A 16,312-nucleotide genomic window follows, 5' to 3' on the forward strand; every position below is an offset into this window, starting at 1 on the left:
GTGGATTGCAAAGGTGCGCATCATGTAAAGCATGATGCGCACTCTGTGTTTAACCGAAATATAAACATTAATGTGAGATGAGGTGAGTCGATTGGATAATCAGACGGTTTTACAGATGAACCACATTATGAAAATTTATGGAAATGGTGTGGTTGCCAATGAAGATGTATCCCTTGAGCTCCGAAAAGGAGAAATCCATGCACTTCTAGGAGAAAACGGTGCCGGAAAAAGTACATTGATGAAAGTGCTTTTTGGCCTGGAAGCACCGGATCAGGGTGATATTATTCTGAATGGTCAGAAAACAACAATAAAATCTCCACAGGAGGCTATCAGTAAAGGGATTGGAATGGTACATCAGCATTTCATGCTGGTACCCTCTCTGACAGTGGCACAAAATATTATTCTGGGTGTTGCGCCGAAGAAAGGCTTGTTTATTGATATGGATAAAGCTGTAAAGGCTGCTCAGGATATTGCAGAGGAGTATAATTTTGACCTTGATGTTAATCAGAGGGTGGAGGAAATACCGGTAGGTATTAAGCAGAAGGTAGAAATTCTGAAAGCTCTTTACAGAGGGGCGGAAATTTTGATTTTGGATGAACCTACGGCAGTGCTTACTCCGCAGGAAACAGATGAGCTTTTTGTCCAGCTTGTGAAACTGAAGGATAAGGGACATACGATTATTTTTATTTCTCATAAACTTGATGAAATCAAAAAGATCTGTGACCGTGCAACTATTATGAGAAATGGACGAAGCATGGGAACCTATGAGGTGAAGGATATTACTACACAGGAAATGTCCAGACTGATGGTTGGCCGTGAGGTATCTCTGACATTTGATAAGAATGAACAGCATCTTACGGATGATATATTTGTAAAAGTCCGTAATCTTACTGTGCATAATTCCCAGGGTGTGCTGAAAGTGGATGATCTTTCCTTTGATGTAAAGGGTGGAGAGATTCTGGGAATTGCCGGTGTGGAGGGAAACGGACAGAGTGAGCTGATCGATACCCTTACCGGCCTGAACAAGAAATACAAAGGTGAGATCAGGATCAAGGGGGAGGATATTGCGAACACTTCCATCGAAGGAATCAGGGCATTGAAGCTGGCCCATATTCCTGAAGACCGTATGACTTCCGGCTGTGCAGGTAATCTTTCTATTCAGGAAAACATGTTTTCCAATCAGTACAAAGATACAGCTTATTCCGGTAGATTGTTTTTAAAGAAAAAAGCAATTGAAAAGCGCAGTGATGAGCTGATCAGAGAATATATGGTGAAATGTAAATCCAGAAAACAGAATGTGGGTATGCTTTCCGGAGGAAATATTCAGAAAGTAATTGTTGCCAGAGAATTTTCTACAGGACCGGATATTATTATTGCAAACCAGCCAACCCGTGGTATTGATGTAGGTGCGGCTGCTTTTATCCGTAAAAGACTTCTGGAATTTCGCGATGCAGGCTGCGCAGTCATCCTGATTTCGGCAGACCTTACAGAGATCTTTTCTCTTAGTGACAGACTGGCAGTTATGTACAAAGGAAAATTTGCCGGTTTCTTTACAGATGTGGAGAAAGTGACAGAGGAAGAGCTTGGACAGCATATGCTGGGAATCAAGCATGATGATGTACTGGAGGGCGTGACTTATGAATAGTGCAAAAAGATTTGATATTATCAGAACGATCATGTCAGTTCTGATCGCGCTTGCCATCTCTTTTGTAATTATCTTCATGGTAAGTGATCAGCCGCTGGAGGCTATTAAATATTTGCTTATTGGTCCGCTGACTAATAAGCGAAGTATGGGGAATGTGGTGGAATCTATGATTCCGCTGATCTTTACGGGAACCGGTGTATGTATTATGTTTTCTGCAAACCAGATCAACCTGGCTGGAGAGGGTGCTTTTCATATTGGAGGTCTGATTGCTTCCTGTATTGCCATTAAAGTGACTGCAGGTTTTGTATCTCCTTTTGCAGCCCTGGTCTGCGCTGGTCTGGCAGGTGCTTTATTTACTGTAATCCCTGCTATTATGAAGATTACGACTACAGCATCCGAGATGGTTTCCTCTCTGATGATCAACTACATTGCGCTGTATTTTGGAAACTATATGCTTAACAATGTAATCGGAGATCCAAAGGCAAGTGCTGCTTCCTATAAGCTGAGCGAAGCATCTGAGCTTCCGGTACTGATCCAGGGAACCCGTGTACATCTGGGCTTTATCATTGCTATTGCAGTGGCAGTGCTTGGATATTTGTTTCTGTACAGGACCAAAATGGGATATGAACTTCGTCTGGCAGGTGAGAATGAAGAATTTGCCAGATATTCAGGAGTGAATATCGTAAAGGTTATTGTACTTTCTCAGATCCTTGGTGGTTTTGTGGCAGGTCTTGGTGGTGGAGTGGAAATGCTCAGCCCGATTTACAGCAGATTTACATGGACTTCACTTCTGGGATATGGATGGGATGCGATCATTATCTGTACTCTTGCAAAGAAAAATCCGCTGTATACACCTTTTGCAGCGCTGTTTCTTGCTTATCTGCGTACCGGTGCTTCCATTATGGCCCGGAGAACAGATGTAACACTGGAAATTGTACAGATCACCCAGGGTATTATCATTCTTCTGGTTGTGGCAGAACAATTCCTGAGTAAGTATAAACATAAGATCATTGCCAAAGAGGCAAAGGCAGCACTGAAAGATGAGGAGGTGGCATAAGTATGTGGAAAGCAATTTTATCACCGGATTTCTTTTCTACGATTTTAAGATCTGCAACTCCGATTCTGTTTGCCACACTGGCATCTGCGATTGCAGCCAAATCCGGTATCTGTAACATGGCACTTGAGGGTATTATGTTATTCTCTGCATTGTTTGGGGTAATCTTTTCATCCCTTACCCATAGTGCGTGGCTGGGACTTCTGATCACAATGGTTATTGGCGGTTTGATTGGTATGATCCTGGCATTCTTTATCCTGAATCTGAAGACGGATGAAATCCTGGCAGCGATTGCCATTAACCTGACGGCAACAGGCGGTACGGTTTTGATCATGGTTGCTTTTTCGGGAGACAGAGGTGTTTCTTCCTCAATCCGAAGTGTATCGGCACCTACGGTTACCCTGCCGCTGATTGAGAAGATTCCTTTTATCGGAAGTGTACTTTCCGGGCAGAATGTACTGACCTGGTTGGCGATTCTGGCTGTGATCCTGCTTCATCTGTTTTTGTATAAGACGCCTCTTGGTCTGGCAATCCGTGCAGTAGGAGAAAATAAAAATGCAGCGGAATCGGTAGGAATCAGTTCCAGAAAGATTAAGTATATTGCGCTGATCCTTAGTGGTGTACTGGCTTCTATGGGAGGATTTTATCTTTCCGGCGGTTATATGAATATGTTTACCAAAGATATGTCCGGTGGACGAGGCTTTATTGCACTGGCTGCATCCAGTATGGGTGGTGATACTCCTGTTGGAGGTTTCCTGGTATCCTTACTTTTTGGCCTTGCCCAGGCAGTTGCAAATGTTATGCAGCTGACTTCACTGATGCCTTATGAGATTATCCTGATGGTACCATATCTTACGACTCTGGTAGGTTTGGGAGTTTATTATTATGGACAGAAGAAGAAAAAAGAACGCCTCAGTGGAAAATAGAAGGTAACTGTCCGGTACATCTGCAGTTACAATAAATTATAAAAAAATTACAGGCAGAGCTGCGAATGGCGGACTCTGCCTGATGTGTATTGAACTCTAAATATTCAGTCGCCGGAAGTCTTCATCCGGCAGAAGCGCGGAAGATGTGGCAACCACAGCAGAAGAAACACGGTTGGCCTTGGATATGGCAATCGGGATGCTGTCTCCCTTTTTCAGACAGGCGATCACAGATCCAATGTGGGAATCTCCGGCTCCGATGGTATCTGCCTGGATGGTAGGAATGGGGGCAATGATCTCTTCTTTTTTTCCGTTGTAATAATAGCAGCCTTTCTCACCCAGGGTGATGATTACAGTATTGTGGGTTTTTCGGTATAAATAAGCACCTGCTTTGCTGATATCTGTTTCACCGCTTACCTCGAGGGCTTCTGTTTCGTTAAGGTGGAGGACAGGAGAGAGTTTATAGATTCGTTCTGTAAGTGCAGGATCAATGACTGTAAGTCTTGGACCGGGGGCAAAGAATACAGTGAGCTGGGGATTTTTTTCCAGAAATTCAACAATGTTGATGCCGGTTTTTTCTTCAATTTCCAGACCACAGATATATACAGAATCGATTTCAGACACATCTATCAGGTCGAACCAGCTTTTTTCAAAAAGATATTCTGCGCCATGGTAGGAGACAAAGCTTCTTTCCCCGCTTTTTTCTACGAAACAGTAGCAGCATCCATTCTCTGTACTTGGGGATGGAATGGGGCTTGAAATCCCGCGTTTCTTCAGCTCTTCCCTGACAAAGTGACCGTATACTCCCTGTCCTACAGGGGAAAAGAGGATATAGGGAACCTGGAAATGGCGGACAGAGTCCGAGACATTATAGGCACATCCTCCCAGGGACATGTGTTGGCTGCGGATGTGGACGTCCTCTCCTGTTTTAGGTAAAGAATCAACAAGGTTTACAATAATATCTACAACAGTAGATCCGATAATCAGTACTTTTTTCATGATAGCTCCTTTAAAGTGGTCAAAATTAAAAATATTTTTCTTCTGACTTACGGAGAATATGCTATCACAATCCGGGTTTACTGGCAATATAGAAAGGATGATTTCATCATGGAGAAAACAATTTTATTAAAAAATGCAGGGCTTTTGGATGAAGAAGCAAATTGCATTTTGAATCAGAATATATATGTGCAGGAAGGGAAAATTCTGAAAATTCTGCCTGCAGCAGAGGATACAGAATCCATTCATGCGGATGAGACAATTGATTGCAGTAAATATTATGTCAGTCCGGGACTGGCAAATCTGCATACCCATACTGCCATGAATATCTTTAAGGGAATTGCTGAGGATGTTACGGCAGATGCCTGGTTTAATGAAATGATATGGCCATATGAGAGCAAGATGACAGATGAGGATATTTATGTGGGAACCCTGATGGGAATCGCAGAAATGATCAATAATGGGGTAACTGTTTTTGCAGATCATTATTTTGGAGAAGAACAGGTGCTGAAGGCTGTAAAGGAGACTGGGATCAGGGGAGACCTGGCGCCAACCTTGTTTGGGATGACGCCGGATTTCCATGAGCGGCTGGCACAGGTAAAAGCATTTATCCAGGAACACAGAAACGATTCAGACAGGATTTCTTTCCATATGGGACCCCATGCCAATTATACCTGCCCATCACCTACGCTGAAAGAAATCATTGATGTAGCAAAGGAACTGAATCTGCCTATCCATCTCCATGTATCAGAGGAGGATGTGCAGGTGGAGAAGGCCAGAGAAGAGACAGGGCTGACTCCTTTTGGAATTCTTTATGAAGCAGGGGGATTTGACTGTAAGGTGCTGATCGGTCATGGACTTTGGATCGAGGAAGAGGATCTGAAATACCTGCGGGATGATACCTGGTTTGCTTTCTGCCCCAAAACGTATATGAAGCTGGCTTCCGGTAAGGGTGGATTCTTCGATTATTATAAACAATTGAATTATGGTTTTGGTACAGACGGAGCGGCAAGTTCAAATACGTTAAATCCTGTGGAACAGGCAAGGTTGTTTGGCCTGATGGGAAAATATCAGGAGAGAAATTCAGCAGCTTATACAGCAACAGAAATATGGCAGCATCTTATGGCAAGCCATCAGGCGTTTCCTTTTGGAAGTGGCAGACTGAAAGAAGGGGCTCCTGCAGATCTTGTGATCTGGGATCTGTATCAGCCGGATACTTTTCCATTCTACAGCCCGATTTCGGCTATTCTCTACAGCAGTAACAGCCAGAATGTAAAATATACAATGGTTGCCGGGGAATTTCTGAAATATAACGGAAAGCTGAAAATAGATACCAAAACTCTGACGCAAGAAGCTGTCCGATTGCAGAAAGCTCTGTTAGAGCGCGGAAAAGGAAAAGCGCAGGTTGCTTATTGACAAATGAAATTTTGTTTGTAAGATTGAATAAAATGCGGTAAAATATACTTAGTATATTGACCAGAAATAATGTGATAAAAATAAACTAAAGGAGGAAATATTATGTCTATTCCAACACCACACAATACTGCAAAAAAAGGTGATATTGCAAAAAAGGTTCTGATGCCGGGAGATCCTCTTCGTGCTAAGTTTATTGCAGAAACTTATCTGGAGAATCCGGTGTGCTTTAACACCGTGAGAAATATGTTTGGATATACAGGAACTTATAAGGGACAGCAGGTTTCTGTAATGGGAGGCGGTATGGGTATGCCGTCTATGGGCATTTACAGCTATGAGCTGTACAATTTCTATGATGTGGAGCAGATTATCCGTATTGGTTCTGCAGGAGCTCTGCAGGATGATGTAAATGTGATGGATGTGGTGATTGCCATGAGTGCATGCACAGATTCCAATTATGGAAGCCAGTACAAACTGCCGGGAACTTTTGCTCCTACTGCAAGCTATGAATTGGTGGCAAAGGCAGTAGAAGTTGCCAAAGAGCAGGGAACTCCGGTTCATGTAGGATCTGTAGTTTCATCTGATGTATTTTACAGTGATGATCCGGATTCATCTGCTGCATGGAGGAAAATGGGAGTTCTCTGCGCGGAGATGGAGTGTGCAGCATTGTTTATGAATGCAGCGAGAGCAGGAAAGCAGGCTCTGGGAATTCTGACAATCTCTGACCATATTTTCAGAGATGAGGCCATTTCAGCAGAAGCCAGACAGACATCCTTTAATAAGATGATGGAAATTGCGTTGGGAATCTGATATCAATACAGACGCTAAATGACGACTGTTCTCAAGAAGAGCGATTGAAAAATTCCCCATATTGTGTTAATATCAAAACAGCATGGGAGGTATTTTGAATGCAGATCAGAAAGTCGGCGGAGGATTATTTAGAGGCCATCTTAGTGTTGTCCAAACAGGGAGGCGGAGTTCGTTCTATTGATATTGCAACGATGCTTGGGGTATCAAAACCGAGTGTAAGTCATGCGATGAAGCTGCTTCGTGAGGATGGTTATATTGCCATGGACCGTTATGGTACGGTGACATTGCTTGATAAAGGAACTCAGATTGCAGAGCATATCTATGAGAGACATACTGTGCTGAGTAAGATGCTGGAGCGTCTTGGGGTGAGTCCTGAGGTTGCGAAGGAGGATGCATGTAAGATTGAACATGACCTGAGTGATGAAACCTTTGCTAAAATAAAGGAGCACTTCCTCAGAGAAAGTGGCGAAGTGGAATAAAAATGCAGAAAAACAGTGGCTGTTTCGTAGTAATGTACGGAACAGCCACTGTTTATTATGCGCTTTGTTTCTGTGGGAGCTGGGCGAGGATAATTGCGGCAAACATAATGACGCATCCAAGGATTTCTTTTGTACTTAGTCTCTGACCGAGGATAATCCATCCGGCCAGGACAGAGATGCAGGATTCCAGGCTGAGGATCAGGGATGCCACAGTCGGATTCATGTTCTTCTGTCCGATGACCTGAAGAGTGTAGCCCACACCGCAGGACATGACACCTGCATAGAGGACTGGCTTCCATGCGGAAAGAATGGAAGAAAAATCCGGATGTTCGAATATTAGTGCAGGAATGCCGGAGAGGATTCCGCAGGTCAGGAACTGAATGCAGGAAAGCTTTATGCCGTCTGTTTTTGGTGAAAAGTAATCAATGACCAGTATGTGTGCAGAAAATAAAAATGCACATATAAGTACGAGCATATCACCTTTTCCGATGGAGAAACCATCTGTAATGCACAGAAGATAAAGACCGACCAGAGCCATTGCAACAGCAGCCCATATGAGTTTGCTGCATTTTTTTCCGAGGAACAGTCCGAGCACTGGCACGATCACAATATAACAGGCAGTGATAAAACCTGCCTTTCCTACAGTTGTATATTTAATGCCGAACTGTTGAAAATTACTTGCCAGGCAGAGGAAAATACCGCAGATAATGCCGCCGGCGATCAGCTCTTTTCGATTCTGTGAAGGTGAGACTGATGTATCAGAGGATGGAGCGCCGGAGCTGTTTTTCTGCCCAAAGACAAAGATCAATGGAACTAAAACTGCGGATCCGATCAGGGAACGGGCTGCATTAAAGGTGAAGCCACCCACATAATCCATTCCCACGCTCTGAGCGACAAATGCGATTCCCCATACAGTTGCCGTGAGGAGCAGAAGCAGTGAATTTTTTAAAGGTATCTGTTGTTTTTGCATGATGTAAATAATCCTTCCTGATGATGTATAAGCGGATAAGACAAAAATGAATAAACGCCTTCATAATTATACAATACAGATGTGGAAAGGGAAAGAAGATTATTGTAGTAATTCCATGAATGCAATTTCGGGAAATCAAAAAGAAGCCTCTGCAGGAGACTTCTTTTTCAAATATGGAATTGTAAGTGTCTGACTGTTTATTCAGGATCAGATAAAGATATATTTCAGAATGAACAGTACAGCAAGCACATACATCAGTACACTGATCTTCTTTTCTTTTGCTTTACCTGTAACAACGTTGATGATCACATAGGAGATAACACCCATGGAGATACCTTCAGAAATGCTGTACAGGAATGGCATTGCGATGATCGCGATAAATGCTGGGATGGCTTCCGTCAGGTCGTTGAAATCAATCTTGGTTACTGATGTGAGCATCAGGAATCCAACGATGATCAGAGCCGGTGCTGTGGCAAAGGACGGGATTGCCAGGAAAATCGGGGATAACAGCAGTGATAATCCGAAGAGGATGGCTGCTATCAGGGAAGTAAGTCCTGTACGTCCGCCTTCAGCAACACCGGAAGCACTCTCTACGAAAGTAGTAACTGTGGAAGTACCACACATAGCACCTACTGTAGTTCCTACTGCGTCAGAAAGAAGAGCACCTTTGATGTTTGGAAGTTTGCCTTCTTTGTCAAGCATATCAGCTTTGGAAGCAACACCGATCAGTGTTCCAAGTGTATCGAACATATCTACAAACAGGAATGCAAACATAATGACTACGAAATCAAGTGTGAAGACAATGGAGAAGTCCATTTTCATAAATGTGGGAGCCATGCTTGGAATGGAGATTCCGTTTGAAAAATCAGGCAGGAGGCTGAACCAGCCGGCTGCAGGATCAGGTTTGTAAAGTCCTGTCAACTGACAGATAATGCCAAGTCCCCATGTGATCAGGATACCCCAGAGAATGTTTCCTTTTACACTCTTAACAAGAAGGATGGCGGTGATGAGAAGTCCAATCAGCGCCAGAAGAACTGTAATTCCTTCTGTATTGAAGGTTCCGCCGGAAACGGAGGATTTAAAGGAAAATACACTTACCAGAGTGGAGTCGTTGTTAACTACGATCTTAGCATTCTGCAGTCCGATGAAAGCAATAAACAGTCCGATACCAACAGATACTGCATGTTTCAGGTTCATTGGGATCGCATTGAAAATTGCCTCACGCACATTGGTCAGAGATAACAGGATAAAAATAATACCCTCTACAAATACAGCTGCCAGTGCCTGCTGCCAGCTGTAACCCATGCCAAGAACAACAGTGTAGGCAAAGTAGGCATTCAGGCCCATGCCAGGTGCAAGAACGAATGGATAATTAGAAAGCGCAGCCATCAGACAGGTGGCAATAAAGGATGACAGTGCGGTCGCTGTAAAAACAGCACCTCTGTCCATACCGGATGCTTCCAGAATGTTTGGGTTTACAGCCAGAATGTATGCCATTGTCATGAATGTTGTAATACCTGCCATAACTTCGGTCTTTACATCTGTGTGGTTCTCTTTGAGATGGAATAATTTGTCAAGATTCATAATCTTTCTCCCTTTTGATTTTAAAAATTGCCGGCTGTTTTGCGGTGTCTCAGTTAATCATCCTGAAAAAACACCATCAGAATCTGTATTTCCTGCAGTTATAGAATCTTCCTGCCAGCTACATACTTAGCGGTTATGTTGCGGTCATCTGAAAGGTAGATCAATCTTTCCAGCTTGTTTTTCGGAGAGAGTTTTAATGGAGTTGGAATGGTGCTGTCATTAAGTACAACTGCATCAAATTCATAACCATCTTTAAAATTTCCTACCTTTCCGAAGAAGGAACCGCCTCCTTCTGTTCCCATATAAAAGGCTTCTTCAACAGTCAGCGGCTTCATGGAAGAATCAATCAGCCGCCAGTACAGTTTGGAAACCTGAATGGCATCAGCCATGGCACGCAGAATGGAAACGGAAGTTCCTCCTGCAATGTCAGATCCAAGTCCGATCTGCATACCCTCGTCCAGATATCGTCTGGCAGGAGAGATGCCTGAGGAGAGATTTGTGTTGGACTGTGGACAATGTGCAATGTAAACGCCCTGTTTTTTCATAAGGGCAATTTCTTCATCTGAAGAATGAACGCAGTGCGCCATGATCGTCGGACAGTCACCTCCGAAAAGATCAAACTGGCTGTATGCTTCTCCATAGAAATGTGTATTCGGACAAAGTTCCTTTACCCAGGCAATTTCACCGAAATTCTCAGAGAGGTGAGACTGCATTGGCAGGTGATACTTCTTCTGAATCTCAGAAAGCTTTTTCATCAGTTCATCAGAACATGATGGAGTAAATCTGGGAGTAAGGATTGGATTTGTATTTTCAAATCTGTTCAGAGTATCCTCAATCCACCGGACAGTTGCATCTGCAGAAGTCTGAGCACTCTCTTCCTGTAATCTGGCAGAACCATTGCGGTCCATATTTACTTTGCCCACCATGGTTTTCAGCCCGGTCTTATCCAGCTGCTCCATCAGGATCTCAGTAGCAGGGACATGCAGAGTTCCGAAGATACACGCTCTTGTATTTGGGCTCTTCTTCATATCTTCAGCGAAAATAGAGTAAGCTTCCTTTGCAAATTCAGGATCTTCGTAACGTGCTTCCTGCGGGAATGTATAGGTATTCAGCCAGTCCAGTAATTCTAAATCCATACCTGAGGCACGAAATGTATACTGGGGGGCATGTACATGCAGATCTGTCAGACCGGGAATGATCAGGTCATCTTTGTAGTCTTTGCAGGGGATTCCCCTGTATTTTTCAGGGAGCACTGGAAATATTCCGGCACATTTTCCCTGGCTGCAGATCAGATAGCTGTTTGGGGTGATGGAAAGTTCCTGAGGGGAGATACTGTAACAAATGGTACCTTTCAGGGCAAATGTATCTGTAAGCATTATTGCCACCTTCTTTCTTTAAAATAAAAGGAATATCAGATGAAATTATAAAGTGTTTCGGGCATAGTGTCAATTGTAATAAATATGACGAAAGTATCAACTGACAGATATAAATTTGTAAAGGCTATGTAAAGGAACGTAAGGGTACTGTAATTGTAATTAATTTGATATTCCAGTATTATTATATTGATATTTGGTTAAAATTGGAAGGGGATCTTAAAATGGACATATTAAAAGGTAAACGATATGATATTATGAATGTACTTTGGGAAGAGGGAAGACCATTGTCTGCTTTTGAGATCAACGAGATTGCACCTGAGCTGAAAATGCCTACTGTGCGCAGATGTCTGGAACTTCTTTTGAAGGAAAATCTGATAAAGGTAGCAGGAACCTCTATGAATGGTAAGGTTTATGCGAGAAACTATACACCTTTGATCACCAGAGAAGAATATCTGAAAGGAAATGCACAGAGCAGAAAGATTTCTCCGGTGGAAATGATGCATGCGCTTCTGGAAACCGAAGGACTTACGGAAGAGGATCTGGAAAAACTTCAGGAGCTGTTGGATCGAAAAAAAGCAGAGCTGAAATAAGAAGCGGAAGGAAACTTTTTGAAAAAGAATGATAGTATTTTTTAATAATAAAAACAGGCTACTGTGCATCTGTGCACCACAGCCTGTTTTTATTATTGGAAATTATTTCTTGTTCTGCTCTACTTCTTTTAACATCATAGCACGAACTTTCAGTGGAAGTCCGAACAGTGTGATGAATCCGTCTGCATCGTGGTGGTCATAGAGGTCACCTGTTGTGAAGGATGCCAGGGATTCGTTATACAGGCTGTATGGAGAAGTTGTACCGGCTTTGATGATATTGCCTTTGTACAGTCTCATCTTAACTTCGCCTGTTACATATTTCTGTGTGGATTCAACGAAGGCCTGGATTGCCTCACGCAGAGGTGTGTACCATTTTCCTTCATAAACAACCTGAGCGAACTGGCTGCCAAGTTTTTTCTTGGTTTCCATTGTCTCGCGGTCAAGTGTCAGTTCTTCCAGCTGTTCGTGAGCTGCCATAAGGATGGTTCCGCCAGGAGTTTCATATACACCACGGGATTTCATACCAACAACACGGTTTTCAACAATATCTACGATACCGATACCATTCTCGCCGCCTAATCTGTTCAGTTCTGTGATAATTTCGGAAACCTTCATTTCTTTGCCATTTAATGTTTTTGGAACACCCTGCTCGAATGTCATTGTGATCTCAGTATCTTTATCAGGAGCTTTCTCAGGTGTAACACCTAACACAAGCATGTTTTCATAATTAGGAGCCAGAGAAGGGTCTTCCAGTTCCAGACCTTCATGGCTGATATGCCATAAGTTTCTGTCACGGCTGTAGCTGTGGCTCATATCGAATGGAAGATCGATTCCGTGAGCTTTGCAGAAATCAATTTCATCTTCACGGGACTGCATGGTCCATTTGTCTGTCATACGCCATGGAGCAATGATCTTGATATCAGGAGCAAGGGCTTTGATACCAAGTTCAAAACGGATCTGGTCATTACCTTTACCTGTAGCACCGTGGCAGATAGCAACAGCTCCTTCTTTACGTGCGATCTCAACCAGTTTCTTGGCGATTGCCGGACGTGCCATGGAGGTTCCAAGAAGATATTTATGCTCATATACAGCACCTGCCTGTACACATGGCATAATGTAATTATCACAGAAATCATCTACAATATCTTCAATATATAATTTGGCAGCGCCGGATAATTTTGCTCTTTCCTCCAGCCCGTCAAGTTCGTTTCCCTGACCGCAGTTTACGCAGCAGCAGACAACGTCGTAATCAAAAGTTTCTTTTAACCACGGGATTAAAGCTGTGGTATCAAGACCGCCTGAGTATGCTAAAACGACTTTTTCTTTCATGATAATATTCCTCCTGAAATGTATTTTTATAAGAAAATATTTTTGTATAAATATTCAATGGGAAAAACACGGTTTACAATTATGTGTGTTTGACAAGGGATAATATACACCTTTTTTTATAAATATGCAATAGGAAAATGGAAAAAAGTTTTATTTATTTTTGCATAAATATGCAACAAACATAGGAAAATAAGGAAAGATTACAGGGGATTAAATAAAATATATATGAAACAATGGAAAATAGCTATTGCATAATATGCAGGTAAGATGTATAATTAATCCATCGCTCTGATACGGCAGTGCGTTACGGTTCATCAAAACGCTGTAAATAGGCTTTCAGAGCTTAGAAATCATAGAGACAGAAGTGCAAATCACCAGATAAAAACTTCAGAATAAATAGTTTTTGATCAGGGTAGAGAGAGTACTGTCAGGATATGGAGGAGAAGATTATGATTAAAGCAGGTATTATCGGTGCCACTGGTTATGCAGGAAACGAAATTGTCAGACTGCTGCTGGGACATAAAGATGTGGAAATTGCGTGGTATGGTTCAAGAAGTTACATTGATCAGAAATATTCAGATGTTTATCAGAACTTTTTTAAACTGGTAGATGCAAAATGTATGGATGATAATATGGAAGCATTAGCTGATGAAGTGGATGTGATCTTTACAGCTACTCCTCAGGGGCTTTGTGCTTCTTTAATTAATGAAGGAATTCTTTCTAAGGCGAAAGTTATTGACCTGAGTGCGGATTTCCGTATTAAAGATGTGAAGAAATATGAGAAATGGTACGGAATTGAGCATAAGGCTCCGCAGTTTATTGATGAGGCGGTTTATGGTTTATGTGAGATTAATCGTGAGGATATTAAGAAGGCAAGACTGATCGCAAATCCTGGATGTTATCCCACATGTTCTACATTGTCAATCTATCCGCTGATTAAAGAAGGACTGATCGATCCGTCTACCATTATTATTGATGCGAAGTCCGGTACTTCAGGAGCTGGACGTGGAGCCAAGGTTGCCAATCTGTTCTGCGAAGTGAATGAGAATATTAAGGCTTATGGTGTTGCAAATCACAGACATACACCGGAGATTGAGGATCAGCTTGGTTATGCGTGCGGTAAGGAAGTGCTGATTAATTTTACACCTCATCTGATTCCTATGAACCGTGGTATTCTGGTGACTGCTTATGCTTCTCTGACTAAGGATGTTTCTTATGAAGAAGTGAAGGCAGTTTATGATAAGTATTATGAGAAGGAGACTTTTGTCCGTGTACTTGATAAGGATGTTTGTCCGCAGACTAAGTGTGTGGAGGGAAGTAATTATGTGGATGTGAACTTTAAGATTGATCCGAGAACTCACAGAGTGATTATGATGGGGGCTATGGATAATCTGGTGAAAGGTGCTGCAGGACAGGCTGTGCAGAATATGAATCTGATGTTTGGATTTAAGGAGACGGAGGGACTGCTGCAGGTGCCGATGTGTCCGTAATGATTGGGTGAAAAGGGGACGCTCCGGAAATTATTTGGTTTTGAACGCGGTTTCGGGGCTTACTAATTCTAAGTGTTCGTGAATTTGCTAAGGGCATGAGGCGGCTTGTCAAACTCGCTTCGCTCAGACAGTGATGCAGCCGCCTCATAACGCAAATTCCCGAGCACTAAGAATTACTACAGCCCCTGCAAATGCGTTCAAAACCAAATAATTTCCGGAGCTGACTTTTCAAGACGGAAGAGATGTGGATGTCTGACGGGCGTGACTGCGCAGGGGACCTGCGGCAGTCACTGAGAGGTGGCGCAGAGGATGAGAGATGCTGTGATATTGGTGATGAGTTAGATGGAGAATGAAAATTAGGTAGAGTATTTATAAAAGAAACTGTTTTTATTGTCTTAATATATAGAAAGGATTGAGGACTTTATGAAGATTATAGAGGGCGGCGTTACGGCGGCTAAGGGATTTAAGGCGGCTGCGGCTGCGGCTGAGATTAAGTATAAGGGCAGAACGGATATGGCTATGGTTTATAGTGAGGTGCCTTGTGTGGCTGCGGGGACTTTTACTACCAATGTGGTGAAGGCTGCGCCTGTTAAATGGGATCAGGATATTGTTTATAATCATCCGTCTGCGCAGGTGGTGATCTGTAACAGTGGTATTGCCAATGCATGTACTGGTGCAGAAGGGTATGGTTATTGTAAGGAGACTGCAGATGCGGCTGCTGAGATTCTTGGGGTGGCTGCTGACAGTGTGCTGGTTGCTTCTACAGGTGTGATTGGTATGCAGGTCCCCATTGACCGTATTAAGAATGGTGTGAAGATGATGGCGCCGAAGCTGGATGGTTCTCTGGAGGCGGGTACTGAGGCTGCGAGAGCGATTATGACTACTGATACTAAGAAGAAGGAAGTTGCTGTTCAGATTGAGATTGGCGGTAAGACAGTTACTGTTGGTGGTATGTGTAAGGGTTCCGGCATGATTCATCCCAATATGTGTACCATGCTTGGTTTTGTGACTACGGATGCGAAGATTTCCAAGAAGATGCTGCAGGAGGCATTAAGTGAGGATGTTAAGGATACCTACAATATGGTTTCTGTTGATGGAGATACTTCTACCAATGATACAGTGCTTCTTCTGGCCAATGGTCTGGCTGAGAATCCGGAGATTACTGAGAAGGGTGAGGATTACCAGACTTTTAAGGCTGCGCTGAATTATATTAATACTACTCTGGCGAAGAAGATTGCAGGTGATGGAGAGGGTGCGACTGCACTGTTTGAGGTCAAGATCATTGGTGCAGAGTCTAAGGAACAGGCGGTTACACTGAGTAAGTCTGTTGTTACTTCTTCTCTGACAAAGGCTGCTATCTACGGACATGATGCAAACTGGGGAAGAATCCTGTGTGCTATGGGATATTCCGGTGCGAAGTTTGATCCTGAGAAGGTGGATCTGTTCTTTGAGAGTAAGGCTGGTAAGATTCAGATTATCGAGAATGGTGTGGCTGTGGATTACAGTGAAGAAGAGGCAACGAAGATTCTTTCTGAGGAAGCTGTCACAGCAATTGCTGATGTGAAGATGGGTGATGCTACAGCAACTGCATGGGGCTGTGACCTGACCTATGATTATGTGAAGATTAATGCAGATTATCGTTCATAATAAAGG

Annotated in this window: 15 protein-coding genes; 10 read left to right on the forward strand and 5 right to left on the reverse strand. The window is 43.0% G+C overall.

What is annotated here, in order from left to right; all coding sequences use genetic code 11:
- Window positions 1-91: 91 nt before the first annotated feature.
- The 3 genes from H8Z82_RS02070 to H8Z82_RS02080 are packed head-to-tail and all read left to right on the forward strand — an operon-like array spanning window position 92 to window position 3,625.
- Window positions 92-1,645 carry an ABC transporter ATP-binding protein gene (locus tag H8Z82_RS02070; RefSeq protein WP_019160687.1) on the forward strand — a complete coding sequence of 518 codons (1,554 nt, stop codon included), beginning with the start codon at window positions 92-94 and terminating at the stop codon, window positions 1,643-1,645.
- Window positions 1,638-2,702, forward strand: coding sequence for an ABC transporter permease (locus H8Z82_RS02075; protein WP_019160688.1), 1,065 nt, complete (start codon window positions 1,638-1,640; stop codon window positions 2,700-2,702). Before H8Z82_RS02070 ends, H8Z82_RS02075 begins: the two co-directional genes overlap by 8 nt.
- A 2-nt stretch (window positions 2,703-2,704) precedes the next feature.
- Complete coding sequence (locus tag H8Z82_RS02080) at window positions 2,705-3,625, forward strand: ABC transporter permease (protein WP_186994090.1); 921 nt, start codon at window positions 2,705-2,707, stop codon at window positions 3,623-3,625.
- Between the two features lie 96 nt (window positions 3,626-3,721).
- On the opposite strand, the gene H8Z82_RS02085 is transcribed toward H8Z82_RS02080, so the two are convergent.
- Entirely contained in the window at window positions 3,722-4,621 is a 900-nt protein-coding gene (locus H8Z82_RS02085; RefSeq protein ID WP_186994091.1) for a PfkB family carbohydrate kinase, read from the reverse strand.
- A gap of 108 nt (window positions 4,622-4,729) precedes the next feature.
- Between H8Z82_RS02085 and H8Z82_RS02090 the strand changes: the two genes are divergently transcribed.
- The 3 genes from H8Z82_RS02090 to H8Z82_RS02100 all read left to right on the forward strand — a co-directional run bounded on the left by H8Z82_RS02090 (window position 4,730) and on the right by H8Z82_RS02100 (window position 7,320).
- Window positions 4,730-6,034: an amidohydrolase family protein gene (locus H8Z82_RS02090; RefSeq protein ID WP_019160691.1), complete on the forward strand. Its 1,305-nt coding sequence runs from the start codon at window positions 4,730-4,732 to the stop codon at window positions 6,032-6,034.
- A 102-nt stretch (window positions 6,035-6,136) separates the two neighbouring features.
- Entirely contained in the window at window positions 6,137-6,841 is a 705-nt protein-coding gene (deoD, locus tag H8Z82_RS02095; RefSeq protein WP_019160692.1) for a purine-nucleoside phosphorylase, read from the forward strand.
- 98 nt (window positions 6,842-6,939) lie between these two features.
- Complete coding sequence (locus H8Z82_RS02100; RefSeq protein WP_186994092.1) at window positions 6,940-7,320, forward strand: metal-dependent transcriptional regulator; 381 nt, start codon at window positions 6,940-6,942, stop codon at window positions 7,318-7,320.
- 55 nt (window positions 7,321-7,375) lie between these two features.
- Here the strand turns inward: H8Z82_RS02100 and H8Z82_RS02105 are convergent, their stop codons facing one another.
- Window positions 7,376-8,275 (reverse strand): DMT family transporter, encoded by a 900-nt coding sequence (locus H8Z82_RS02105; RefSeq protein WP_186994186.1) that lies wholly within the window; start codon window positions 8,273-8,275, stop codon window positions 7,376-7,378.
- Window positions 8,276-8,336: 61 nt separating this feature from the next.
- Between H8Z82_RS02105 and H8Z82_RS02110 the strand changes: the two genes are divergently transcribed.
- A complete protein-coding gene (locus H8Z82_RS02110; RefSeq protein ID WP_186994093.1) occupies window positions 8,337-8,483 on the forward strand; it encodes a hypothetical protein in 147 nt (48 codons plus the stop codon).
- A gap of 14 nt (window positions 8,484-8,497) precedes the next feature.
- On the opposite strand, the gene H8Z82_RS02115 is transcribed toward H8Z82_RS02110, so the two are convergent.
- Window positions 8,498-9,874, reverse strand: a complete 1,377-nt coding sequence (locus tag H8Z82_RS02115; protein ID WP_022380052.1) for an NCS2 family permease — start codon at window positions 9,872-9,874, stop codon at window positions 8,498-8,500.
- A 98-nt stretch (window positions 9,875-9,972) separates the two neighbouring features.
- Window positions 9,973-11,250: an amidohydrolase family protein gene (locus H8Z82_RS02120; protein ID WP_186994094.1), complete on the reverse strand. Its 1,278-nt coding sequence runs from the start codon at window positions 11,248-11,250 to the stop codon at window positions 9,973-9,975.
- 221 nt (window positions 11,251-11,471) lie between these two features.
- On the opposite strand from H8Z82_RS02120, the gene H8Z82_RS02125 reads away from it, so the two are divergent.
- Complete coding sequence (locus tag H8Z82_RS02125; RefSeq protein WP_019160697.1) at window positions 11,472-11,840, forward strand: BlaI/MecI/CopY family transcriptional regulator; 369 nt, start codon at window positions 11,472-11,474, stop codon at window positions 11,838-11,840.
- Window positions 11,841-11,942: 102 nt separating this feature from the next.
- Here the strand turns inward: H8Z82_RS02125 and H8Z82_RS02130 are convergent, their stop codons facing one another.
- Window positions 11,943-13,169: an argininosuccinate synthase gene (locus tag H8Z82_RS02130; protein WP_019160698.1), complete on the reverse strand. Its 1,227-nt coding sequence runs from the start codon at window positions 13,167-13,169 to the stop codon at window positions 11,943-11,945.
- Window positions 13,170-13,618: 449 nt separating this feature from the next.
- Between H8Z82_RS02130 and argC the strand changes: the two genes are divergently transcribed.
- The gene (gene argC, locus H8Z82_RS02135) at window positions 13,619-14,659 is read left to right on the forward strand and encodes an N-acetyl-gamma-glutamyl-phosphate reductase (protein ID WP_186994095.1); all 1,041 of its coding nucleotides are present in this window, start codon (window positions 13,619-13,621) and stop codon (window positions 14,657-14,659) included.
- Window positions 14,660-15,082: 423 nt separating this feature from the next.
- Window positions 15,083-16,306, forward strand: a complete 1,224-nt coding sequence (gene argJ, locus H8Z82_RS02140) for a bifunctional glutamate N-acetyltransferase/amino-acid acetyltransferase ArgJ (protein WP_019160701.1) — start codon at window positions 15,083-15,085, stop codon at window positions 16,304-16,306.
- The last annotated feature ends 6 nt before the right edge of the window (window positions 16,307-16,312 follow it).

Origin of the sequence: Blautia difficilis, assembly GCF_014297245.1 — a bacterium.
Classification (GTDB): Bacteria; Bacillota; Clostridia; order Lachnospirales; family Lachnospiraceae; genus Blautia_A; species Blautia_A difficilis.